Origin of the sequence: Escherichia sp. WS1368 (assembly GCF_046487485.1) — a bacterium.
GTDB classification, from domain to species: Bacteria; Pseudomonadota; Gammaproteobacteria; order Enterobacterales; family Enterobacteriaceae; genus Escherichia; species Escherichia coli.
The window spans coordinates 1-21,692 of the sequence record NZ_JBJQJI010000023.1 but is presented as its reverse complement, the minus strand read 5'-3'; the positions used below and the strand labels follow the sequence as shown (position 1 = coordinate 21,692).

Here is a 21,692-nt window from a genome sequence, read left to right as displayed (position 1 = left end):
TATCTCCTCATAACGCCTGGATTTTGGCCCACACGCTGTCATCAACGGTGATGCCGTTACGGCGGTTTTCGGCCAGCAGGGTAGTAAATTCGTGGCCGGGTAAGCGGATGGCCTGGTTTTCGTCAGCGCGTTCAGCGGTAGTAACGTAATCCATGATGCGTTGCAGCTTTGCATCGCGGGTGGGGCCGTCGATCAATTTATCCACTTCGATGGCGATAAAGATTTGCGAAACGCCGTATTCGTCGCTGTTGTCCTGGGTGACTTCGGCAACCGATGCGCCGTCGGAAAGGAGAGTGGCGATCATATCCAGCACAATCGACATGCCAGAACCTTTCCAGTAGCCCATCGGCAAAATGCGGCGATTCTTCTCGATAACGCCAGGTTCTTTGGTCAAATTGCCCTCATCATCAAAGCCACCATCAACCGGGAGCTGACGACCTGCCAGACGGTTAACTTCTAACATGCCGTAAGAGAACATCGACATCGACATATCGACCATGGTGATTGGGGTAGAAGGAATGGCGACGATCAGCGGGTTGGTGCCGATGCGACACTCTTTTGCGCCCCACGGCGGCATTACGGCGATGGAGTTGGTCCAGCAAATGCCAATATAGCCTTTTTCCGCCGCCTGCCAGCCGTAGCTGCCGCCGCGCATCCAGTGGTTGGCATTACGTAGTGCCACCAGACCAATACCATGATCGGCAGCCAGTTCGATGGCGCGATCCATCATCTTTTTCGCTGTCAGGTTACCGATCGAACGCTGGGCGTCCCACTGTTCAATTGCGCCGAGGCTGGTTATACGTTTGGGTTGGGCATCAGGAATGATATCGCCGTTTTCCAGTTGTTGAATGAAACGAGGGAAACGGTTGACGCCGTGAGAATAAACGCCGGATTCGGTGGTGCGGGCGAACATCTCGGCACAGGCATCAGCCGTTTCGCTGTCAACGCCGCGTGAAATTAAGACTCGATTAAAGGCTGCTTTTAACTGCTCAAATGTCACTTTCATCCCTGGCTTCCTTGTTTTTTTGATCGCTTTTTTGGCTTAAAATTTCAATATGCGAAATCTAATTTCAAATATATCGATCGCTTTTTAACAAAGCAATCTGATTGATGAATTTCAAAAAACTTAAAAATCAATTGGTTATAAATTATCTGTCGAGATCGTGAACTACGACACACTTTGCGCTACCATCAGGACGCGACAAAATGGGGAAAGAAGTGATGGGAAAAAAAGAGAACGAGATGGCGCAGGAAAAAGAGCGTCCAGCCGGAAGCCAGAGTCTGTTTCGCGGGTTGATGCTGATTGAGATTTTGAGCAACTATCCAAACGGTTGTCCGTTGGCGCATCTTTCGGAGCTGGCTGGTTTAAATAAGAGTACCGTCCATCGCTTATTGCAGGGATTACAGTCCTGCGGCTATGTGACCACCGCGCCCGCCGCAGGGAGTTACCGCCTGACTACCAAATTTATTGCCGTCGGGCAGAAGGCGCTGTCTTCGCTGAATATCATTCATATCGCCGCTCCGCATCTTGAGGCACTGAACATCGCCACTGGTGAAACCATTAACTTCTCCAGCCGCGAAGACGATCACGCTATTTTGATTTATAAGCTGGAACCCACAACCGGGATGCTGCGAACCCGTGCCTATATAGGCCAGCATATGCCGCTCTACTGTTCCGCAATGGGCAAGATCTACATGGCGTTTGGTCACCCGGACTACGTGAAGTCATACTGGAAAAGCCATCAGCATGAGATCCAGCCGTTAACCCGCAATACCATTACCGAGCTGCCCGCGATGTTCGACGAACTGGCGCACATTCGTGAAAGCGGAGCGGCGATGGACAGAGAAGAAAACGAACTCGGCGTCTCCTGTATTGCTGTTCCGGTGTTTGATATTCATGGGCGGGTGCCGTACGCCGTGTCGATTTCTCTTTCGACATCACGTCTGAAACAGGTGGGGGAGAAAAATCTCCTGAAACCACTGCGTGAAACCGCGCAGGCTATTTCTAATGAACTGGGATTTACTGTCAGGGACGACCAGGGCGCGATCACATAACGCTTTGGACAAGTGCCAAAACTTTAACATTTCCTTCGTTGGATCAAAGCAGTAGAGACGCGCTCTCTGGCACTCTGCTGTTTTAGTGCAAAGGAGTGATCATGAACCGGTTTATTATTGCGGATGCGACGAAATGTATCGGTTGCCGTACCTGTGAAGTGGCTTGCGCAGTGTCGCATCAGGAGAATCAGGATTGCGCTGCGTTGTCACCAGACGAGTTTATTTCCCGTATTCGTGTCATTAAAGACCACAGCTGGACCACGGCGGTAGCCTGTCATCAGTGTGAAGATGCACCGTGCGCGAATGTCTGCCCTGTTGACGCGATAAGCCGCGAACATGGGCATATTTTCGTTGAACAATCACGTTGCATTGGCTGTAAAAGCTGTATGCTGGCTTGCCCGTTTGGTGCGATGGAGGTCGTTTCTTCGCGCAAAAAGGCGAGGGCGATTAAGTGCGATCTGTGCTGGCATCGGGAGACGGGGCCGGCCTGTGTTGAAGCCTGCCCGACAAAGGCGTTGCAGTGCATGGATGTCGAGAAAGTGCAGCGGCATCGGCTACGGCAGCAGCCTGTTTGAAACGTTTTCCGGCGTTTCTCAACGCCGGAATAGTGCGCTTTGTTTATGCCGGATGCGGCTAAAACGCCTTATCCGGCCTACAAATTCTACCAAATTCAATATATTGCAGAAATCATGTAGGCCTGATAAGCGTAGCGCATCAGGCAATTTTTAGTGACTTTCAGCCCAGGCTCTTTCTATCTCTTCTGCCAGAATCTTCACACCCGCCTCAATTTTATCCGGCTCCGGCACGTAGTTCATGCGCATACATTGATGTGTATGTGGCCACGGTTTATCCAGCCCTGGGAAGAAGTTGTGCCCCGGCACCATCAGCACGCCGCGTGCTTTCAGGCGCTGATAGAGCTGCTCGGTCGTAATGGGCAAATCCTTAAACCATAGCCAGAGGAAAATGGCTCCTTCCGGTTTATGAATCAGGCAGCGATCTTCCGGTAAATAGCGGCGAATGATGGCGATAGTTTCCTGAACACGCTGGTAGTAAAACGGTTTGATGACTGTTTCAGACAGGCGCAGCAGATCGTTACGCTTAATCATTTCACACATCATCGCCGGACCAATACCGCCAGGTGCCAGGCTGATAATGCCGTTCATATTGGTGATGGCGGTGATGATTTTTTCATTGGCGATGATAATGCCGCAGCGGGAGCCAGGTAGACCCAGCTTGGAAAGACTCATGCACAGTACGATATTCGGATTCCACAGCGGGCGCGCTTCGCTGAAGATGATACCCGGGAACGGGACGCCATAAGCGTTATCAATCACCAGCGGAATGCCATGTTGATTCGCCAGCGCGTCAAGCTTCAGCAACTCTTCGTCAGTAATCACATTGCCTGTTGGATTCGTCGGCCGGGAGACGCAAATCATCCCGGTTTCTTCGCCAATATGCAGATGCTCAAAATCGACGTGGTATTTAAACTGGCCTTCCGGCAGCAGTTCAATATTCGGACGCGCAGAGACAAACAGATCTTCTTCCAGTCCGGCGTCAGCGTAGCCAATGTACTCCGGTGCCAGCGGAAACAGCACTTTTTTGACCCGACCATCGGCACGGCGTCCGGCGAACAGATTAAATAAGTAGAAAAACGCGCTCTGGCTGCCGTTTGTTAGTGCAATATTCTGTGGTTCGATATCCCAACCCAACTTATCGCGCAGCATTCCGGCAAGCAGTGTGAGTAGCTCCGTTTTCCCCTGTGGACCGTCGTAATTGCACAGTGCATCAGTCGCTTTGCCACTTTCCAGCATGTCGGTCAGTAGCGTCTGGAAGTAGTCCTGCATTTCCGGGATCTGCGCTGGATTACCGCCGCCGAGCATAATCGCGCCAGGCGTGCGTAAACCGTCGTTCAGATCTTCCATCAGCAGCGTAATGCCGGAGTGGCGGGTAAATTTGTCACCAAAAAGGGAGAATGTCATAGCGGGATATCTGTCGAACTCTGTAGCAAGGAAGGTAACAATAACGCTACATTTGCTGGGGTGCAAATCGCTCTGTTGAAGAGTGAGCGGTGCTTTATCCTGCAACGCTGATTAGCTCTGACATTTTATCCTGGTTGGCGGCTTCCCGAGGTACTGACGAACGGGAAGCCGGAAAAGTCACTGTTGCCCAGCCCAGATGACCAGCACTTTATCGTCGCCATGCTCACGAACAAAGCCGTAGCCCTGCTTCAGCGAAAGTGTCGTTTGTTTGCCCGCGCCAATTGCGGGATGGCGGGCGCGGAACTGGCTGATTTTCTGCCAGTGCGCGACGCTGGCGGCAGATTTACCGCTAACATCCTGCCAGTTCATATCCGAACGCGTACCTTGCAGCGGATCCGAACCGGTGGGGCCGAACGGACGCGAGGATTCATCACCATAAAAGATTTGTACCGCGCCTGGCGCTAATAATAATAACTCTGCTGCTTTGTCGCCCCCTTCACGGAACAGGCGGGTATCATGCGACGAGAGGTAGCTCAACACGTTGAAATCCTGCAATTTCTCCGCCATTTGCTGCCAGGTCGTATCCATCTGCGCCAGACAATCGACTGCTTTAGCCGCCTGCTCCTGATAATCGAAATTGATCATCGCATCGAAGCCGTGGCGATAGTAGTCACTTTGCATCACGCCGTGGCCCCAGGCTTCACCGGTCATCCAGAAAGGTTTGTCATCTAATGCTTTGTCGGGGTTAGCTTTTTTCCATTCGCGAAGCGCGGCGCTGGCTTCGGTTTTCAGTTGCTGCCAGGCGGGCAACTCAACATGTTTGGCGGTGTCGACCCGAAAACCATCAATCCCATAGTCGCGGACCCACTGACTTAACCAGTGGGTTAAGTAATCGCGAGGGGTAAAGCCGTCGATGACTTTAGCGTGGGTATCCGTTTTGTTTTTATAGAACACCGGCAGACCAGAAGCGGTCGTTGATTCGGTTTTGATATCCGGCAAAAAGGCCAGCGACATAGTGAGATCGTCGAATCCCGGATTGTCGTAATCGCCGATATCGGTTCTGATCCAGTTTTTTCCCCACCATTTATCCCAGCCTGTTTTGTCGCTGAAATTAATGTAATCGTTAAAGCTATGCCAGGTTTGCCCGGCGGCAGGTTTCCAGTCGCTCCAGCGTTCACCCAACGTTTTTTTCACTTCGTCACCAGAAAGATATAACGCGCCAAACTGATACTCCTGCATATCCGCCAGTGTGGCATAGCCGGTGTGGTTCATCACGACATCAAAGAGAATACGAATACCGCGCTGATGCGCGCTATCAACCAGTGTCCGTAGATCGGCTTCACTGCCCATATTGGCATCAAGATTCGTCCAGTCCTGTGTGTAATAACCGTGGTAGGCATAATGCGGGAAATCGCCTTTTGTACCGCCGCCGACCCAGCCGTGAATTTGCTCAAATGGGGCACTTATCCATAAAGCATTGACGCCCAGCTGCTGGAGGTAATCCAGTTTGTTGGTCAGGCCGCGTAAATCGCCGCCGTGAAAAGTGCCAATTTCTGCCATACCGTCTTTATGACGTCCGTAACTCTGGTCATTACTGGGATCGCCGTTTTCGAAACGATCTGTCAGCACAAAGTAAACCGTGGCGTTATGCCAGTCGAAAGGGGCAGGGGCGTCAGTTTCTGCCCGTTCCAGCAGGAGTAAACCGTTGCTGGTGGCAGCGGGTTGTAACGTTATTTGACCGTTCTTCACTATCGCAATTTGCTGGCTGTAATAATCCCGGACTGCGGCTCCCTCCGGAAAAGTGGCGCTGACATCCAGTGTGAGCGGTAATCCATCCCATTTCGGGCATTCACGGACCAGGCTTGCTACCGGTTCGACGGCGTTCTGGATGGAAATCATCAATGTTGGTGTACCGGAGCGGGTGTCTAGTTGCAGCGTATATTCGCCGTCCCTGAACAATCGCCATTGAGGTGGCGTGTTGCTACAAGGTTGCAGGGAAAGCATCTGATTGAGTTTTATCGCATCCGCAGGCTGCCAGCACTGTTGGTCAAAATTTATCGTTAGTGGACGCGTACCTTTGGGCAACTGCGCGTGGCTGACAAATGTTCCCGTCCCCTGTTCGCTAAAGGCGGGAAACCCCGGAGAAGTCCAGCTGGCGGCAACGGCGAAGCCAGGAAGGAGCGTCAGAAAACAGGCGGCGAGTTTCATGGCGGATGAGTCCTTATTGCTGCGATTTCAGACAGTTTGCCAGCGATAAGCCAGACAAAACTCATCCCTGAGCGGTAAGTCCACAGGATGAGAAGCAAGGGTGAGCGATCGCGCGCAAAAAACGGCTGAATTTTGCGATAAACCCCACATTTTCTGCGATTTAGCGCCAATCTGAATCGTTAACTCGTGACATAGTTTCAGATTTGGACTATTCCTTGGGGTGCTCTTGACAGCTATTTTTGATATGATTTGAGATTCAACTCTCAAATTTGTGAAAAATATAAGGTGTTGGAATGATTAAATCCGACCAGGAGACCTGATGATTTTGACTCCCATACGACGATATGGGGCGATGATTCTTATGTTACTCACTCTGGTGTTTTCGAGTGAGGTGTTAGCGAAGACGCACACAACAACAGCGAGTCAAAAGTCCCACTTAACTAAAGCTAGTAATAAACAGGTAAGCAGTAAACAAGAGTATTCTCGCAATAGTGCAAAGAGTAGTTCACTTCCTGATTTGCGAAAATACCCTTCCGGAACACCAAGGAAAAAGGCGTTTCTCCGGACTGTAATGCCTTACATTACCAGCCAAAATGCGGCCATTACTGCGGAACGTAACTGGCTCATTTCAAAACAGTATCAGGGCCAATGGTCACCTGCTGAGCGTGCGCGTCTGAAAGACATCGCCAAACGCTACAAGGTGAAGTGGTCTGGTAATACGCGCAAAATCCCGTGGAATACCTTGCTTGAACGCGTAGACATTATCCCCACTAGTATGGTGGCGACGATGGCTGCAGCAGAAAGCGGTTGGGGAACGTCGAAGCTGGCGCGCAACAACAACAACCTGTTCGGCATGAAATGCATGAAAGGACGTTGTACTAATGCGCCGGGTAAAGTGAAGGGGTACTCACAGTTTAGTTCTGTCAAAGAATCGGTGAGCGCCTATGTCACTAACCTGAATACTCACCCGGCTTACTCTTCGTTCCGTAAATCGCGTGCACAGCTGCGTAAAGCGGATCAGGAAGTGACTGCCACAGCGATGATTCACAAACTGAAGGGCTACTCGACCAAAGGGAAGAGTTATAACAACTACCTGTTCGCAATGTACCAGGATAACCAACGGTTAATCGCGGCGCATATGTAATTGCATTTCCTCGAGCCTTATCCGACTTGTCAGTCGGATAAGGCTTTTGCTCGCATCAGGTGGTTGTGCTGAGTTACCTGATGCGACGCCGACAATTCTCATCATCGCTACAACATGACCTCGCTATTTACATCGCGATACTCTTTTGGCGTCGTGTCATATGCTTTTTTAAAAACAGAGTAGAAATATTGCAGCGATGGATAACCGCACATTTGCGATATCTCATTGATTGACAAGGTGGTTGAAATCAGCAGACTGCGCGCTTTCTCCAACTTCTCGGCATGAATCATGGCATGGATGGTTTCGCCCACCTCTTCTTTAAAACGCTTCTCAAGATTGGAGCGCGAGATCCCGACCGCATCGAGTACCTGATCCACTTTAATCCCTTTACAGGCGTGATTACGAATGTAATGCATGGCCTGAATAACGGCGGGATCGGTCAGCGAGCGGTAATCTGTTGAGCGCCGTTCAATGACGCGAACTGGTGGGACCAAAATCCGCTGTAGCGGCATTTCTTCTTTATCTAATAATCGATGCAACAGTTTTGCCGCCTGATAGCCCATTTGCCGCGCGCCCTGAGCGACCGAAGAAAGGGCGACACGCGACAGATAGCGGGTCAGTTCTTCGTTATCGATGCCAATCACGCATAATTTTTCCGGTACGGGAATATGTAGATGTTCACATACTTGCAGAATATGCCGCGCCCGGGCGTCAGTAACGGCAATAATCCCGGTTTGCGGTGGCAGCGTTTGTAGCCAGTCTGCCAGCCGATTTTGCGCGTGTTGCCAGTTCTCTGGCGCGGTTTCTAACCCCTGATAAACCACTCCGCGATACTTTTCTTCGGCGACAAGCTGACGAAATGCATATTCGCGTTCAGTGGCCCAACGTTTACCGCTTGATTCCGGAAGACCATAAAAAGCAAAGCGGTTAACGCCTTTCTCTTTTAAATGCAAAAATGCGCTTTCAACCAGCGCATAGTTATCGGTGGCAATGTAATGAACGGGTGGGTAACTTTCGGCAAGGTGATACGAGCCACCAACCCCAACAATGGGGACGTCGACATCAGCCAGCGCTTGCTCGATTTGTTTGTCGTCGAAGTCGGCAATGACGCCATCTCCTAACCAGTCCTTGATTTTATCAATGCGGGCGCGGAAATCTTCTTCAATGAAAATATCCCATTCCGATTGTGACGCCTGTAAATATTCCCCTACGCCTTCTACTACCTGCCGGTCATAGGCTTTATTGGCATTGAACAGTAATGTGATGCGGTGACGTTTAGTAAACATGGTTCTTTTCCTGCTGAATCATGCAAAAACTCAAAACCGGTAATACGTTACCGGCTTTGAGAAAATTTTTATCAAAATCAAGAACGGCGTTTGGTTGCGGAGTCCATCCATACTGCCAGCAACAGAATCGCACCTTTAACGATATACTGCCAGAAGGTCGGTACATCCATCATACTCATACCGTTATCCAGTGAAGCCATGATGAATGCCCCCATTACCGCTCCGGCAACGCTTCCCACACCGCCAGCCAGACTGGTGCCGCCAATCACGCATGCGGCAATTGCGTCCAGTTCGGCGATATTTCCCGCAGAAGGTGAACCAGCGCCAAGTCGAGAACTGAGGATTAATCCGGCGATAGCGACCATTAATCCGTTAATAGCGAATACGGCAAGTTTGGTGCGTTCAACGTTGATCCCGGAGAGACGTGCTGCTTCCAGATTGCCGCCGATGGCATAAATGCGTCGTCCAAATGCCGTCCGCGTTGCCATAAACATTCCGCCGAGTAACAGCAACGTCAGCAGCAGAACAGGAGTGGGAACGCCACGGTAATCGTTCAACAGCCAGATTGCGCCTAAGACGATAATCGCCGTTAATGCCTGGCGACCGACAACTGCGGTAGAGGCCGGAGACTGCAAACCCAAAGCCTGACGGCGCATTCTTCCGCGCCATTGCCAGCCAACAAAAGCCATTAAGCCAAGCGCGCCAATGATGAAGCCGGTGCTGGCGGGTAGATAGCTTTGCCCGATTTGTGACATCGCGGCGCTGGTGGGGGAAACAGTCGTGCCGTTGGTGATGCCAATGAGTATGCCGCGAAATGCCAACATGCCCGCGAGGGTGACAATAAATGAAGGGACTTTGCGGTACGCGACCCACCATCCGTTCCAGGCACCGAGAAGCAGTCCCAGAACCAACGTCACAATGATGGTAAGTGGCAAAGGCCAGCCTAGCCAGACGTCACAAATCGCCGCGACGCCACCTAATAGCCCCATCATTGAGCCGACGGAAAGGTCGATTTCAGCAGAAATTATGACGAACACCATTCCTACCGCGAGGATGCCGGTAATCGCGGTCTGGCGTAACAGGTTGGAGACGTTACGAGCGCTTAAGTAGGCACCATCGGTGGTCCAGGTAAAGAACAGCATGATTGCGATGATAGCTGCAATCATCACGAAGACCTGCAAATTCAGTGACTTCAACCCGGAAAAGCCACCGGATGTCGGTACGGCCAATTTCACTTCAGACGGATTGCTTTTCGACATGATGTTCGCTCCTCAATGCGGCTTCCATCACCTGCTCCTGAGTCAGGTTATGATTTATCAGGTTGGCTTTTAGTTTCCCTTCATGCATCACCAGTACACGATCGCTAAGGCCGAGCACTTCAGGTAATTCGGAAGAGATGACAATAACGGCAATACCCTGCTGGACGAGTTGGTTAATTAATTTGTAGATCTCGTATTTCGCGCCAATATCGATACCCCTGGTAGGTTCATCAAGAATGAGAATGCGCGGGTTGAGTAACAGACAGCGAGCGAGGATCGCTTTTTGCTGATTGCCGCCGCTCAAACGTCCAATAGCAAGGTCGGGGGACGACGTTTTAACTTTGAGTTGCTGGATTGATTCCAGAATACATTTTTGCTCTGCCGCGTCATCAAGCTGGCTAATACCGCCGGTAAATTTATTGAGTGCGGCGAGGGTAATATTTTTACCAACCGCCATTACCGGAACGATGCCGTCGCGCTTTCTGTCTTCGGGGACCATCGCAATCCCCTGGGCGATGGCTTGCTGACAGTTACGAATATCTACCTGTTTGCCATCAATATAAATTTTTCCTTCCCATTGTCCGGGCCACACGCCAAACAGGCACTGAATGGTCTCGGTACGTCCGGCACCAACGAGTCCGGCAATACCCAGTATTTCGCCACGTTTCAGGGAAAACGAGACATCATTAACTCGTTTAATATGACGATTAACCGGATGCCATGCCGTCAGATGTTCAATACGTAATATTTCATCTCCGGTGGTATGTGGTTCATTAGGGTAAAGCGCGGTTAACTCTCGCCCGACCATCATGGTGATAATATCGTCTTCACTCATTCCGGCAGCATCACGCGTACCAATGTGCTGACCGTCGCGAATAACGCAAATCGTATCGGAAATCGCTTTGACTTCGTTGAGTTTGTGCGAAATATAAATACAGGCGATACCGTGCTGTTGCAGATCGCGAATAATATCCAGTAAAACCGACGTTTCCTGCTCAGTTAATGAGGCTGTCGGTTCATCGAGAATTAACAAACGCACCTGTTTATTAAGTGCCTTGGCAATTTCAACCAGTTGTTGTTGCCCAAGCCCTAAATCGCCAACGCGGGTATCGGGTGAAATGGATAAACTGACCTGTGCGAGCAGCTTCTGACAGCGTAGTGTCATCAGGTCATAATCCATAATGCCATTGTGGGTTATTTCGTTACCCAGGAAGATATTTTCCAGCACAGTCAATTCTTTCACCAGGGCCAATTCCTGGTGAATGATGGCGATACCTTTGCGTTCGGTATCGCGGATGTGACTCGCCTGAATCTCTTCTCCCGCAAAAATAATTTCGCCTTCGTAGGAGCCATGGGGATAAATACCACACAGCACTTTCATCAGCGTTGATTTACCAGACCCATTTTCCCCACAGAGTGAGACGATTTCGCCAGCATTCAACCGCAAGCTGACGTTATCAATCGCCTTCACACTGCCGAAGGTTTTGGTAATGTTCTTCATTTCAAGTAGATAAGGCATAACGACTCCACCTAAGCCAATTCATTCACGCGGCATGGAGAGAAATCACGCCCCCGCTCCCCGCCGGGGCGTAACGCTTACAGCTCGCTCTCTTTGTGGAATCCGTCTTTAACTACCGTTTCTTTGATGTTGTTTTTATTCACATCGATCGGTGTCAGCAGGCGGGAGGGAACATCTTTCAGACCATTATTCAGAGTGGTATCTGCTTTTGGTTCCTGACCATTGCCCAACTCAACGGCAATTTCTGCGGCAGTATTTGCCAACAATGTAATAGGTTTATACACCGTCATAGTTTGCGTACCGGCAGCAATACGTTTAATACCTGCGAGATCCGCATCCTGGCCGGAAATTGCTACTTTCCCTGATAAACCTTGCGCACTTAATGCCTGAATTGCCCCACCTGCGGTGGCATCGTTTGAGGCAACTACAGCATCAATTTTGTTATTATTGGCGGTTAGCGCGTTTTCCATAATTTTCAATGCGTTTTCCGGTAACCAGCCATCAACCCATTGGTCACCAACGACTTTAATTTTTCCGGAATCAACGTAAGGTTTTAACACTTTCATTTGCCCGGCGCGGAACAGCTTGGCGTTGTTATCTACCGGCGAGCCGCCCATCAGGAAGTAATTACCTTGCGGAACAATATCGACCAGGGCTTTTGCCTGCAGTTCACCGACTTTTTCGTTATCGAAAGAAATATAAAAATCGATATCCGCATCGTTAATCATACGGTCGTAAGCTAATACTTTAATACCTTCTTGTTTGGCTTCTTTTACAACGTTACTTAATACCTGACCGTTATACGGAATAATGACAAGAACATCGACGCCCCGGTTAATCATGTTTTCAATCTGCGACATTTGTGTTTCTTCATTGCCATTTGCAGACTGTACAAATACTTTCGCGCCGAGAGATTCTGCCTTTTTCACAAAAATATCTCGATCTTTTTGCCAGCGTTCAAGACGGAGATCATCAATCGCCATACCTATTTTGACTTCTTTGGCGTGTGCCGCAACGTTGGTAAGCAGAAGTGAGGTGCAAAGGGTGAGTAGAATGTTCTTTATTTTCATGGTGTAGGGCCTTCTGTAGGTAGAGGACAGCTTTAATAAGTAACAATCACCGCGATAAACGTAACCAATTTTTAGCAACTAAACAGGGGAAAACAATTACAGATTTTTATCTTTCGATTACGATTTTTGGTTTATTTCTTGATTTATGACCGAGATCTTACTTTTGTTGCGCAATTGTACTTATTGCATTTTTCTCTTCGAGGAATTACCCAGTTTCCTCATTCCATTTTATTTTGCGAGCGAGCGCACACTTGTGAATTATCTCAATAGCAGTGTGAAATAACATAATTGAGCAACTGAAAGGGAGTGCCCAATATTACGACATCATCCATCACCCGCGGCATTACCTGATTATGGAGTTCAATATGCAAGCCTATTTTGACCAGCTCGATCGCGTTCGTTATGAAGGCTCAAAATCCTCTAACCCGTTAGCATTCCATCACTATAATCCCGACGAACTGGTGTTGGGCAAGCGTATGGAAGAGCACTTGCGTTTTGCCGCCTGCTACTGGCACACCTTCTGCTGGAACGGGGCGGACATGTTTGGTGTGGGGGCGTTTAATCGTCCGTGGCAGCAGCCTGGTGAGGCACTGGCGTTGGCGAAGCGTAAAGCAGATGTCGCATTTGAGTTTTTCCACAAGTTACATGTGCCATTTTATTGCTTCCACGACGTGGATGTTTCCCCTGAGGGCGCGTCGTTAAAAGAGTACATCAATAATTTTGCGCAAATGGTTGATGTCCTGGCAGGCAAGCAAGAAGAGAGCGGCGTGAAGCTGCTGTGGGGAACCGCTAACTGCTTTACAAACCCTCGCTACGGCGCGGGTGCGGCGACGAACCCAGATCCAGAAGTCTTCAGCTGGGCGGCAACGCAAGTTGTTACAGCGATGGAAGCAACCCATAAATTGGGCGGTGAAAACTATGTCCTGTGGGGCGGTCGTGAAGGTTACGAAACGTTGTTAAATACCGACTTGCGTCAGGAGCGTGAACAGCTGGGCCGCTTTATGCAAATGGTGGTTGAGCATAAACATAAAATCGGCTTTCAGGGTACGTTGCTTATCGAACCGAAACCGCAAGAACCGACCAAACATCAATATGATTACGATGCTGCGACAGTCTATGGCTTCCTGAAACAGTTTGGTCTGGAAAAAGAGATTAAACTGAACATTGAAGCTAACCACGCGACGCTGGCAGGTCACTCTTTCCATCATGAAATAGCCACCGCCATTGCGCTTGGCCTGTTCGGTTCTGTCGACGCTAACCGTGGCGATGCACAACTGGGCTGGGACACCGACCAGTTCCCGAACAGTGTGGAAGAGAATGCGTTGGTGATGTATGAAATTCTCAAAGCAGGCGGTTTCACCACCGGCGGTCTGAACTTCGATGCCAAAGTACGTCGTCAAAGTACTGATAAATATGATCTGTTTTACGGTCATATCGGCGCGATGGATACGATGGCGTTGGCGCTGAAAATTGCAGCACGCATGATTGAAGATGGCGAGCTGGATAAACGCATCGCGCAGCGTTATTCCGGCTGGAATAGCGAATTAGGCCAGCAAATCCTGAAAGGCCAAATGTCACTGGCAGATTTAGCCAAATATGCTCAGGAACACAATTTGTCTCCGGTGCATCAGAGTGGTCGCCAGGAGCAACTGGAAAATCTGGTAAACCATTATCTGTTCGACAAATAACGGCTAACTGTGCAGTCCGTTGGCCCGGTTATCGGTAGCGATACCGGGCATTTTTTTAAGGAACGATCGATATGTATATCGGGATAGATCTTGGCACCTCGGGCGTAAAAGTTATTTTGCTCAACGAGCAGGGCGAGGTGGTTGCTGCGCAAACGGAAAAGCTGACCGTTTCGCGCCCGCATCCACTCTGGTCGGAACAAGACCCGGAACAGTGGTGGCAGGCAACTGATCGCGCAATGAAAGCCCTGGGCGATCAGCATTCTCTGCAGGACGTTAAAGCATTGGGTATTGCCGGCCAGATGCACGGTGCAACCTTACTGGATGCCCAGCAACGGTTATTACGCCCTGCCATTTTGTGGAACGACGGGCGCTGTGCGCAAGAGTGCGCTTTGCTGGAAGCGCGAGTTCCGCAATCGCGGGTGATTACCGGTAACCTGATGATGCCCGGATTTACTGCGCCTAAATTGCTATGGGTTCAGCGGCATGAGCCGGAGATATTCCGTCAAATCGACAAAGTATTGTTACCGAAAGATTACTTGCGTCTGCGTATGACGGGGGAGTTTGCCAGCGATATGTCTGACGCAGCTGGCACCATGTGGCTGGATGTCGCAAAGCGTGACTGGAGTGACGACATGCTGCAGGCTTGCCACTTATCTCGTGACCAGATGCCCGCATTATACGAAGGCAGCGAAATTACTGGTGCTTTGCTACCTGAAGTTGCGAAAGCGTGGGGTATGGCGGCGGTGCCAGTTGTCGCAGGCGGTGGTGATAATGCAGCTGGTGCGGTTGGTGTAGGAATGGTTGATGCTAATCAGGCAATGTTATCGCTGGGGACGTCGGGAGTCTATTTTGCTGTCAGCGAAGGGTTCTTAAGCAAGCCAGAAAGCGCCGTACACAGCTTTTGCCATGCGCTACCGCAGCGTTGGCATTTAATGTCTGTGATGCTGAGTGCAGCGTCGTGTCTGGATTGGGCTGCGAAATTAACGGGCCTGAACAATGTCCCAGCTTTAATCGCGGCTGCTCAACAGGCTGATGAAAGTGCCGAGCCAGTTTGGTTTCTGCCTTATCTTTCCGGCGAGCGTACACCACACAATAATCCCCAGGCGAAGGGGGTTTTCTTTGGTTTGACTCATCAACATGGCCCCAATGAACTGGCGCGAGCAGTGCTGGAAGGCGTGGGTTATGCGCTGGCAGATGGCATGGATGTCGTGCATGCCTGCGGCATTAAACCGCAAAGTGTTACGTTGATTGGTGGCGGGGCGCGTAGTGAGTACTGGCGTCAGATGCTGACGGATATCAGCGGTCAGCAACTCGATTACCGCACGGGGGGGGATGTGGGGCCAGCACTGGGCGCAGCAAGGCTGGCGCAGATTGCGGCGAATCCAGAGAAATCGCTCATTGAGTTGTTGCCACAACTGCCGTTAGAACAGTCGCATCTACCAGATGCGCAGCGTTATGCCGCTTATCAGCCACGACGAGAAACGTTCCGTCGCCTCTATCAGCAACTTCTGCCATTAATGGCGTAAACGTTATCCCCTGCCTGACCGGGTGGGGGATAATTCACATCTATATATATCAGTAATTAATTAATATTTAGTATGAATTTATTCTGAAATCATTTGTTAATGGCATTTTTCAGTTTTGTCTTTCGTTGGTTACTCGTAATGTATCGCTGGTAGATATGGAGATCGTTATGAAAACCTCAAAGACTGTTGCAAAACTATTATTTGTTGTTGGGGCGCTGGTTTATCTGGTTGGGCTATGGATCTCATGCCCATTGTTAAGTGGAAAAGGCTATTTTCTTGGCGTGTTAATGACAGCAACTTTTGGTAACTATGCATATCTTCGCGCAGAAAAACTCGGGCAACTGGATGATTTTTTTATCCATATCTGCCAGTTAGTTGCGTTGATCACTATCGGTCTCTTGTTTATCGGTGTTTTAAACGCACCTATCAATGCTTATGAAATGGTGATTTATCCCATCGCCTTTTTTGTCTGCTTGTTTGGTCAAATGCGTTTGTTTCGCTCGGCATGAGCAACATAAACCTCTTACACATTCAGGAATGAAAGGAATACTGTGATGGACAACAAAATATCAACCTATTCTCCGGCATTCAGTATTGTGTCATGGATAGCTCTCGTTGGTGGTATCGTTACCTATCTGTTAGGGCTATGGAATGCAGAGATGCAGTTAAATGAAAAAGGATATTATTTTGCCGTACTGGTATTAGGACTGTTTTCTGCGGCGTCTTATCAAAAGACCGTTCGGGACAAGTATGAAGGCATACCGACCACCTCCATTTATTATATGACCTGCCTGACTGTCTTTATTATCTCTGTTGCGTTACTGATGGTAGGTCTGTGGAATGCGACGTTATTACTCAGCGAGAAAGGTTTTTATGGACTGGCTTTCTTCTTAAGCTTGTTTGGTGCAGTAGCGGTGCAGAAGAATATTCGTGATGCCGGAATAAACCCACCAAAAGAAACACAGATTACCCAGGAAGAATACAGCGAATAATTCACATAAGCCCGGTCAGTCCAATGTGACCGGGCTTTTATTTAACTCACTAGTCTGTTTCTGTCGATTCGTTGTACCAGCATAGAAAGTAACAAACTCGCTGCCAACGTCGCGCAAAAGATCCAAATAATATCGAGTATTGGCCAGTTTTTAAGCTCAATCCCCCGGGTGCGCAGTGCATGGATAATCAAGGCGTGGAATCCGTATATACCCAACGAATGGCGGGAGATTAAGCCAAGTCCGCGAACGGTACGCGTATCAAGCGTGTTTTTAACCAGAGTCAATAGCGTGATTGCGCAGATAAAAACCATCGGCCCACAGTAAAGATACCAGGTATCGGCAAAATTTCCGCGCCACTGCAATTCATATAATGTCCCGCGAGAGATAATAAAAACCCCCGTCGCAAACAGTGCGGCGCTCCCCCACGACAGTGCTTTATGCTGTGTGTCCATCATCCCTATAGCGCGGCCCAACATGCCATAAAGGATGTAGTAAAAAGTATCGCCATTGATATATAAGTTAATTGGCAGCCATTCAAAACCGTCAATTTTCTGCGGCACTGTGTTTGGGTTAGCGATAATACCAATCACCACCATTAGCACCAGCAACATTTTTCCGCCGACGTTCTTCACCTGAATCAGCGGTGAAACCAGATAAATCACCGCAATCGCGAAGAAAAACCACAAGTGGTAAAACACTGGCTTTTGCAGCAGGTTTTTCAGCGCTAACTCCACATTGATGGAGGTAGACAGCGCAATGTAGAGCAGTGCGATTGCGCTATAAAAAAGCAGACATAAGCCGATACGTAAAAAATGGCGCGGCTGGGCGCTGCGTTCGCCAAAAAAGAGATAGCCGGAAATCATGAAAAATAGCGGCACGCTGACACGAGAGGCAGAATTCAGAACATTGGCGATATCCCAGGTGACGGGGCTAACACTATGAGCATTGGTCACATACCAGGTAGTGGTGTGAATCATCACCACCATTAAACACGCTATCCCTCGCAGGTTATCAATCCAGTAAATTTTGGGCTGCATCTGTGTCTCTGTATCTGGTTAAAAAAAGTCTGACCGATAAATCATTCGGTTGGCGCACTGGAATAATCTGAGTTTTATCACTACAGCTTATAGAGGCTTAAGGAAATTCGTAAGATATCAGCCACTATACCGATATAAATAATAAGACTCACCTGCAAACCAGACGGTAATTTAATGATGATGAACTCTTTCTTTCCGGCAATGGCGCTTATGGTGCTTATGGCGCTAGTGGGTTGTTCTACACCGCCACCCGTGCAGAAAGCACAACGGGTAAAGGTTGATCCTCTGCGTTCGTTGAATATGGAAGCGTTATGCAAGGATCAGGCGGCAAAACGTTATAACACCGGCGAGCAAAAAATCGACGTCACTGCTTTTGAACAATTTCAGGTAAGCTATGAAATGCGCGGTTATACCTTCCGTAAAGAGCAGTTTGTCTGTTCTTTTGACGCAGATGGCCATTTTTTGCATCTTTCCATGCGTTAAGCCCTGCTTTTTCCCGTTTCGTACTGTATATCTTCCATCCAGCGGGTATACTGATCCCTTCCTTTAAATCCACACGTATCCAGCACGAAATAATATGCAAAAGTTTGATACCAGGACCTTCCAGGGCTTGATCCTGACCTTACAGGATTACTGGGCTCGCCAGGGCTGCACCATTGTTCAACCATTGGACATGGAAGTCGGCGCGGGAACCTCTCACCCAATGACCTGTCTGCGCGCGCTGGGGCCAGAACCGATGGCGGCTGCTTATGTTCAGCCTTCTCGTCGCCCGACCGATGGTCGCTACGGCGAAAACCCCAACCGTTTACAGCACTACTATCAGTTCCAGGTGGTCATTAAGCCATCGCCGGACAATATTCAGGAGCTGTACCTTGGTTCTCTGAAAGAGCTGGGCATGGACCCGACCATCCACGACATCCGTTTCGTGGAAGATAACTGGGAAAACCCGACGCTGGGTGCCTGGGGGCTGGGCTGGGAAGTGTGGCTGAACGGCATGGAAGTGACGCAGTTCACTTACTTCCAGCAGGTTGGTGGTCTGGAGTGTAAACCGGTTACCGGCGAGATCACCTACGGTCTGGAACGTCTGGCAATGTACATTCAGGGCGTAGACAGCGTTTACGACCTGGTCTGGAGCGACGGCCCGCTGGGTAAAACCACCTACGGCGACGTGTTCCATCAGAACGAAGTGGAGCAGTCCACTTACAACTTCGAATACGCGGATGTGGACTTCCTGTTCACCTGCTTTGAGCAGTACGAGAAAGAAGCGCAGCAGCTGCTGGCGCTGGAAAATCCGCTGCCGCTGCCAGCCTACGAGCGTATTCTGAAAGCCGCCCACAGCTTCAACCTGCTGGATGCGCGTAAAGCCATCTCCGTCACCGAGCGTCAGCGCTACATTCTGCGAATTCGCACCCTGACCAAAGCAGTGGCTGAAGCATACTACGCTTCCCGTGAAGCCCTCGGCTTCCCGATGTGCAACAAAGATAAGTAAGAGGCGGCTATGTCTGAGAAAACTTTTCTGGTGGAAATCGGCACTGAAGAGCTGCCACCAAAAGCACTGCGCAGCCTGGCTGAGTCCTTTGCTGCGAACTTCACTGCGGAGCTGGATAACGCCGGCCTCGCACACGGCACCGTTCAATGGTTTGCTGCTCCGCGTCGTCTGGCGCTGAAAGTAGCTAACCTGGCGGAAGCGCAACCGGATCGTGAAATCGAAAAACGCGGCCCGGCGATTGCTCAGGCGTTCGACGCTGAAGGCAAACCGAGCAAAGCGGCAGAAGGCTGGGCGCGTGGTTGCGGTATTACCGTAGACCAGGCTGAGCGTCTGACTACCGATAAAGGTGAATGGCTGCTGTATCGCGCCCACGTGAAGGGCGAAAGCACCGAAGCACTGCTGCCGAATATGGTTGCGACTTCGCTGGCGAAACTGCCGATCCCGAAACTGATGCGCTGGGGCGCAAGCGACGTGCACTTCGTGCGTCCGGTGCACACCGTGACCCTGCTGCTGGGCGACAAAGTCATTCCGGCTACCATTCTGGGCATTCAGTCCGATCGCGTGATTCGCGGCCACCGCTTTATGGGCGAGCCGGAATTCACTATCGACGATGCCGATCAGTATCCGGAAATTCTGCGTGAGCGCGGTAAAGTCATCGCCGATTACGAAGAACGTAAAGCGAAGATTAAAGCCGATGCTGAAGAAGCGGCGCGTAAGATTGGCGGTAACGCTGACTTAAGCGAAAGCCTGTTGGAAGAAGTCGCTTCGCTGGTGGAATGGCCGGCTGTGCTGACCGCAAAATTCGAAGAGAAATTCCTCGCGGTGCCGTCTGAAGCGCTGGTTTACACCATGAAAGGTGACCAGAAGTACTTCCCGGTGTATGCGAACGACGGCAAACTTCTGCCGAACTTTATCTTCGTTGCCAACATCGAATCGAAAGATCCGCAGCAGATTATCTCCGGTAACGAGAAAGTCGTTCGTCCACGTCTGGCGGATGCTGAGTTCTTCTTCAATACCGACCGTAAAAAACGTCTGGAAGATAACCTGCCGCGCCTGCAAACCGTGCTGTTCCAGCAACAGCTGGGTACACTGCGTGACAAAACTGACCGCATCCAGGCACTGGCTGGCTGGATTGCTGAACAGATTGGCGCTGACGTTAACCATGCTACCCGTGCGGGCCTGCTGTCTAAGTGCGACCTGATGACCAACATGGTCTTCGAGTTCACCGACACCCAGGGCGTTATGGGGATGCACTACGCGCGTCACGATGGCGAAGCGGAAGATGTTGCAGTGGCGCTGAACGAGCAGTATCAGCCGCGCTTTGCCGGTGATGACCTGCCGTCTAACCCGGTAGCCTGTGCGCTGGCGATTGCTGACAAGATGGATACTCTGGCGGGTATCTTCGGTATCGGCCAGCATCCGAAAGGCGACAAAGACCCGTTTGCGTTGCGTCGTGCCGCACTTGGCGTACTGCGTATTATCGTTGAGAAGAACCTCAACCTTGATCTGCAAACGCTGACCGAAGAAGCAGTGCGTCTGTATGGCGATAAGCTGACTAATGCCAACGTGGTTGATGATGTTATCGACTTTATGCTCGGTCGCTTCCGCGCCTGGTATCAGGACGAAGGTTACACCGTTGACACAATCCAGGCGGTACTGGCACGTCGTCCGACGCGTCCGGCAGATTTTGATGCCCGTATGAAGGCAGTATCGCACTTCCGTACTCTGGATGCGGCAGCGTCACTGGCGGCGGCAAACAAGCGTGTATCTAACATTCTGGCGAAGTCTGACGAAGTGCTGAGCGATCGCGTGAATGCTTCTACTCTGAAAGAGCCGGAAGAAATTAAACTGGCGATGCAGGTGGTTGTGCTGCGCGATAAACTGGAGCCGTACTTTGCTGAAGGTCGTTACCAGGATGCGCTGGTCGAACTGGCAGAGCTGCGTGAGCCAGTTGATGCTTTCTTCGATAAAGTGATGGTCATGGTTGATGACAAAGAATTGCGTCTCAACCGTCTGACCATGCTGGAGAAACTGCGCGAACTGTTCCTGCGAGTTGCGGATATTTCGCTGTTGCAGTAATAACGTCGTTATTAAAAAGCCTGCCATCTGGCAGGCTTTTTTTATCGCTAAATAATACAGCAACCTTTAATAATCTTCTGATGAATAAAGATTATCTCATATATTAATTTTATGAGATTTTTTTAGGATTATATCAAGGAGAAGAAACGAACTTATTAAGCTAGAATAGCCACGGGTGCTTGAGACTGTTTGTCTCAGGTATTCACCGAAAGGCAGACAGAGAAAAGCCCCACCTGACTATAAATCAAAGTGTACTGCACCCATTTTGTTGGACGATGAAATGGAATAGCCCCTAATATGTCAAAGCCAAAATACCCTTTTGAAAAGCGCCTTGAAGTCGTGAATCACTACTTCACAACTG

At 50.0% G+C, this 21,692-nt stretch carries 18 protein-coding genes; 10 read left to right on the top strand and 8 right to left on the bottom strand.

Features of this window, described 5'->3' with window-relative positions; genetic code table 11:
* Positions 1–7 precede the first annotated feature (7 nt).
* The gene (gene yiaK, locus ACJHYD_RS22495; RefSeq protein ID WP_000869042.1) at positions 8–1,006 is read right to left on the bottom strand and encodes a 3-dehydro-L-gulonate 2-dehydrogenase; all 999 of its coding nucleotides are present in this window, start codon (positions 1,004–1,006) and stop codon (positions 8–10) included.
* A gap of 200 nt (positions 1,007–1,206) precedes the next feature.
* Here yiaK and yiaJ point away from each other — a divergent pair, with 200 nt between their 5' ends.
* Together yiaJ and ACJHYD_RS22485 are read left to right on the top strand one after the other, a co-directional pair.
* Entirely contained in the window at positions 1,207–2,055 is an 849-nt protein-coding gene (yiaJ, locus tag ACJHYD_RS22490) for an IclR family transcriptional regulator YiaJ (protein WP_000514244.1), read from the top strand.
* Positions 2,056–2,156: 101 nt separating this feature from the next.
* A complete protein-coding gene (locus ACJHYD_RS22485; RefSeq protein ID WP_001315901.1) occupies positions 2,157–2,630 on the top strand; it encodes a 4Fe-4S binding protein in 474 nt (157 codons plus the stop codon).
* 150 nt (positions 2,631–2,780) lie between these two features.
* Here ACJHYD_RS22485 and avtA read toward each other — a convergent pair whose 3' ends face one another.
* Both avtA and malS read right to left on the bottom strand, forming a co-directional pair.
* A complete protein-coding gene (gene avtA, locus ACJHYD_RS22480; protein ID WP_001551826.1) occupies positions 2,781–4,034 on the bottom strand; it encodes a valine--pyruvate transaminase in 1,254 nt (417 codons plus the stop codon).
* Positions 4,035–4,211: 177 nt separating this feature from the next.
* Positions 4,212–6,242, bottom strand: coding sequence for an alpha-amylase (gene malS / locus ACJHYD_RS22475; protein WP_001551825.1), 2,031 nt, complete (start codon positions 6,240–6,242; stop codon positions 4,212–4,214).
* A gap of 319 nt (positions 6,243–6,561) precedes the next feature.
* On the opposite strand from malS, the gene ACJHYD_RS22470 reads away from it, so the two are divergent.
* A complete protein-coding gene (locus ACJHYD_RS22470; protein WP_001297957.1) occupies positions 6,562–7,386 on the top strand; it encodes a protein bax in 825 nt (274 codons plus the stop codon).
* 107 nt (positions 7,387–7,493) lie between these two features.
* Here the strand turns inward: ACJHYD_RS22470 and xylR are convergent, their stop codons facing one another.
* The 4 genes from xylR to xylF form a co-directional block, all read right to left on the bottom strand.
* Positions 7,494–8,672, bottom strand: coding sequence for a D-xylose utilization transcriptional activator XylR (gene xylR, locus ACJHYD_RS22465; protein ID WP_000494484.1), 1,179 nt, complete (start codon positions 8,670–8,672; stop codon positions 7,494–7,496).
* Between the two features lie 77 nt (positions 8,673–8,749).
* Entirely contained in the window at positions 8,750–9,931 is a 1,182-nt protein-coding gene (xylH, locus tag ACJHYD_RS22460) for a xylose ABC transporter permease XylH (RefSeq protein WP_000045978.1), read from the bottom strand.
* Entirely contained in the window at positions 9,909–11,450 is a 1,542-nt protein-coding gene (gene xylG / locus ACJHYD_RS22455; RefSeq protein ID WP_001146509.1) for a D-xylose ABC transporter ATP-binding protein, read from the bottom strand. Before xylG ends, xylH begins: the two co-directional genes overlap by 23 nt.
* Before the next feature lie 77 nt (positions 11,451–11,527).
* The gene (gene xylF, locus ACJHYD_RS22450; RefSeq protein ID WP_001306606.1) at positions 11,528–12,520 is read right to left on the bottom strand and encodes a D-xylose ABC transporter substrate-binding protein; all 993 of its coding nucleotides are present in this window, start codon (positions 12,518–12,520) and stop codon (positions 11,528–11,530) included.
* A gap of 365 nt (positions 12,521–12,885) precedes the next feature.
* Here xylF and xylA point away from each other — a divergent pair, with 365 nt between their 5' ends.
* The 4 genes from xylA (at position 12,886) to yiaA (ending at position 16,726) form a co-directional block, all read left to right on the top strand.
* On the top strand, positions 12,886–14,208 hold the full coding sequence (gene xylA, locus ACJHYD_RS22445; RefSeq protein ID WP_001149573.1) for a xylose isomerase: 1,323 nt from the start codon (positions 12,886–12,888) through the stop codon (positions 14,206–14,208).
* Positions 14,209–14,279: 71 nt separating this feature from the next.
* On the top strand, positions 14,280–15,734 hold the full coding sequence (gene xylB / locus ACJHYD_RS22440; RefSeq protein ID WP_001551823.1) for a xylulokinase: 1,455 nt from the start codon (positions 14,280–14,282) through the stop codon (positions 15,732–15,734).
* 167 nt (positions 15,735–15,901) lie between these two features.
* A complete protein-coding gene (gene yiaB, locus ACJHYD_RS22435) occupies positions 15,902–16,243 on the top strand; it encodes an inner membrane protein YiaB (RefSeq protein WP_001339904.1) in 342 nt (113 codons plus the stop codon).
* A gap of 45 nt (positions 16,244–16,288) precedes the next feature.
* Positions 16,289–16,726, top strand: a complete 438-nt coding sequence (gene yiaA, locus ACJHYD_RS22430) for an inner membrane protein YiaA (protein ID WP_001322902.1) — start codon at positions 16,289–16,291, stop codon at positions 16,724–16,726.
* A gap of 41 nt (positions 16,727–16,767) precedes the next feature.
* On the opposite strand, the gene wecH is transcribed toward yiaA, so the two are convergent.
* Positions 16,768–17,763, bottom strand: coding sequence for an O-acetyltransferase WecH (gene wecH / locus ACJHYD_RS22425; protein WP_001551822.1), 996 nt, complete (start codon positions 17,761–17,763; stop codon positions 16,768–16,770).
* Between the two features lie 174 nt (positions 17,764–17,937).
* Here wecH and ACJHYD_RS22420 point away from each other — a divergent pair, with 174 nt between their 5' ends.
* The 3 genes from ACJHYD_RS22420 (at position 17,938) to glyS (ending at position 21,331) form a co-directional block, all read left to right on the top strand.
* The gene (locus ACJHYD_RS22420; protein WP_001551820.1) at positions 17,938–18,246 is read left to right on the top strand and encodes a YsaB family lipoprotein; all 309 of its coding nucleotides are present in this window, start codon (positions 17,938–17,940) and stop codon (positions 18,244–18,246) included.
* A 94-nt stretch (positions 18,247–18,340) separates the two neighbouring features.
* On the top strand, positions 18,341–19,252 hold the full coding sequence (glyQ, locus tag ACJHYD_RS22415) for a glycine--tRNA ligase subunit alpha (RefSeq protein WP_001168544.1): 912 nt from the start codon (positions 18,341–18,343) through the stop codon (positions 19,250–19,252).
* Positions 19,253–19,261: 9 nt separating this feature from the next.
* The gene (gene glyS, locus ACJHYD_RS22410) at positions 19,262–21,331 is read left to right on the top strand and encodes a glycine--tRNA ligase subunit beta (protein ID WP_001551819.1); all 2,070 of its coding nucleotides are present in this window, start codon (positions 19,262–19,264) and stop codon (positions 21,329–21,331) included.
* Positions 21,332–21,692 lie beyond the last annotated feature (361 nt).

What these genes read in the sequence shown, in the direction of transcription:
- yiaK (WP_000869042.1), bottom strand. Translation starts at nt 1,006, where the DNA reads ATGAAAGTGACATTTGAGCAGTTAAAAGCAGCCTTTAATCGAGTCTTA.
- yiaJ (WP_000514244.1), top strand. Translation starts at nt 1,207, where the DNA reads ATGGGGAAAGAAGTGATGGGAAAAAAAGAGAACGAGATGGCGCAGGAA.
- ACJHYD_RS22485 (WP_001315901.1), top strand. Translation starts at nt 2,157, where the DNA reads ATGAACCGGTTTATTATTGCGGATGCGACGAAATGTATCGGTTGCCGT.
- avtA (WP_001551826.1), bottom strand. Translation starts at nt 4,034, where the DNA reads ATGACATTCTCCCTTTTTGGTGACAAATTTACCCGCCACTCCGGCATT.
- malS (WP_001551825.1), bottom strand. Translation starts at nt 6,242, where the DNA reads ATGAAACTCGCCGCCTGTTTTCTGACGCTCCTTCCTGGCTTCGCCGTT.
- ACJHYD_RS22470 (WP_001297957.1), top strand. Translation starts at nt 6,562, where the DNA reads ATGATTTTGACTCCCATACGACGATATGGGGCGATGATTCTTATGTTA.
- xylR (WP_000494484.1), bottom strand. Translation starts at nt 8,672, where the DNA reads ATGTTTACTAAACGTCACCGCATCACATTACTGTTCAATGCCAATAAA.
- xylH (WP_000045978.1), bottom strand. Translation starts at nt 9,931, where the DNA reads ATGTCGAAAAGCAATCCGTCTGAAGTGAAATTGGCCGTACCGACATCC.
- xylG (WP_001146509.1), bottom strand. Translation starts at nt 11,450, where the DNA reads ATGCCTTATCTACTTGAAATGAAGAACATTACCAAAACCTTCGGCAGT.
- xylF (WP_001306606.1), bottom strand. Translation starts at nt 12,520, where the DNA reads ATGAAAATAAAGAACATTCTACTCACCCTTTGCACCTCACTTCTGCTT.
- xylA (WP_001149573.1), top strand. Translation starts at nt 12,886, where the DNA reads ATGCAAGCCTATTTTGACCAGCTCGATCGCGTTCGTTATGAAGGCTCA.
- xylB (WP_001551823.1), top strand. Translation starts at nt 14,280, where the DNA reads ATGTATATCGGGATAGATCTTGGCACCTCGGGCGTAAAAGTTATTTTG.
- yiaB (WP_001339904.1), top strand. Translation starts at nt 15,902, where the DNA reads ATGAAAACCTCAAAGACTGTTGCAAAACTATTATTTGTTGTTGGGGCG.
- yiaA (WP_001322902.1), top strand. Translation starts at nt 16,289, where the DNA reads ATGGACAACAAAATATCAACCTATTCTCCGGCATTCAGTATTGTGTCA.
- wecH (WP_001551822.1), bottom strand. Translation starts at nt 17,763, where the DNA reads ATGCAGCCCAAAATTTACTGGATTGATAACCTGCGAGGGATAGCGTGT.
- ACJHYD_RS22420 (WP_001551820.1), top strand. Translation starts at nt 17,938, where the DNA reads ATGATGATGAACTCTTTCTTTCCGGCAATGGCGCTTATGGTGCTTATG.
- glyQ (WP_001168544.1), top strand. Translation starts at nt 18,341, where the DNA reads ATGCAAAAGTTTGATACCAGGACCTTCCAGGGCTTGATCCTGACCTTA.
- glyS (WP_001551819.1), top strand. Translation starts at nt 19,262, where the DNA reads ATGTCTGAGAAAACTTTTCTGGTGGAAATCGGCACTGAAGAGCTGCCA.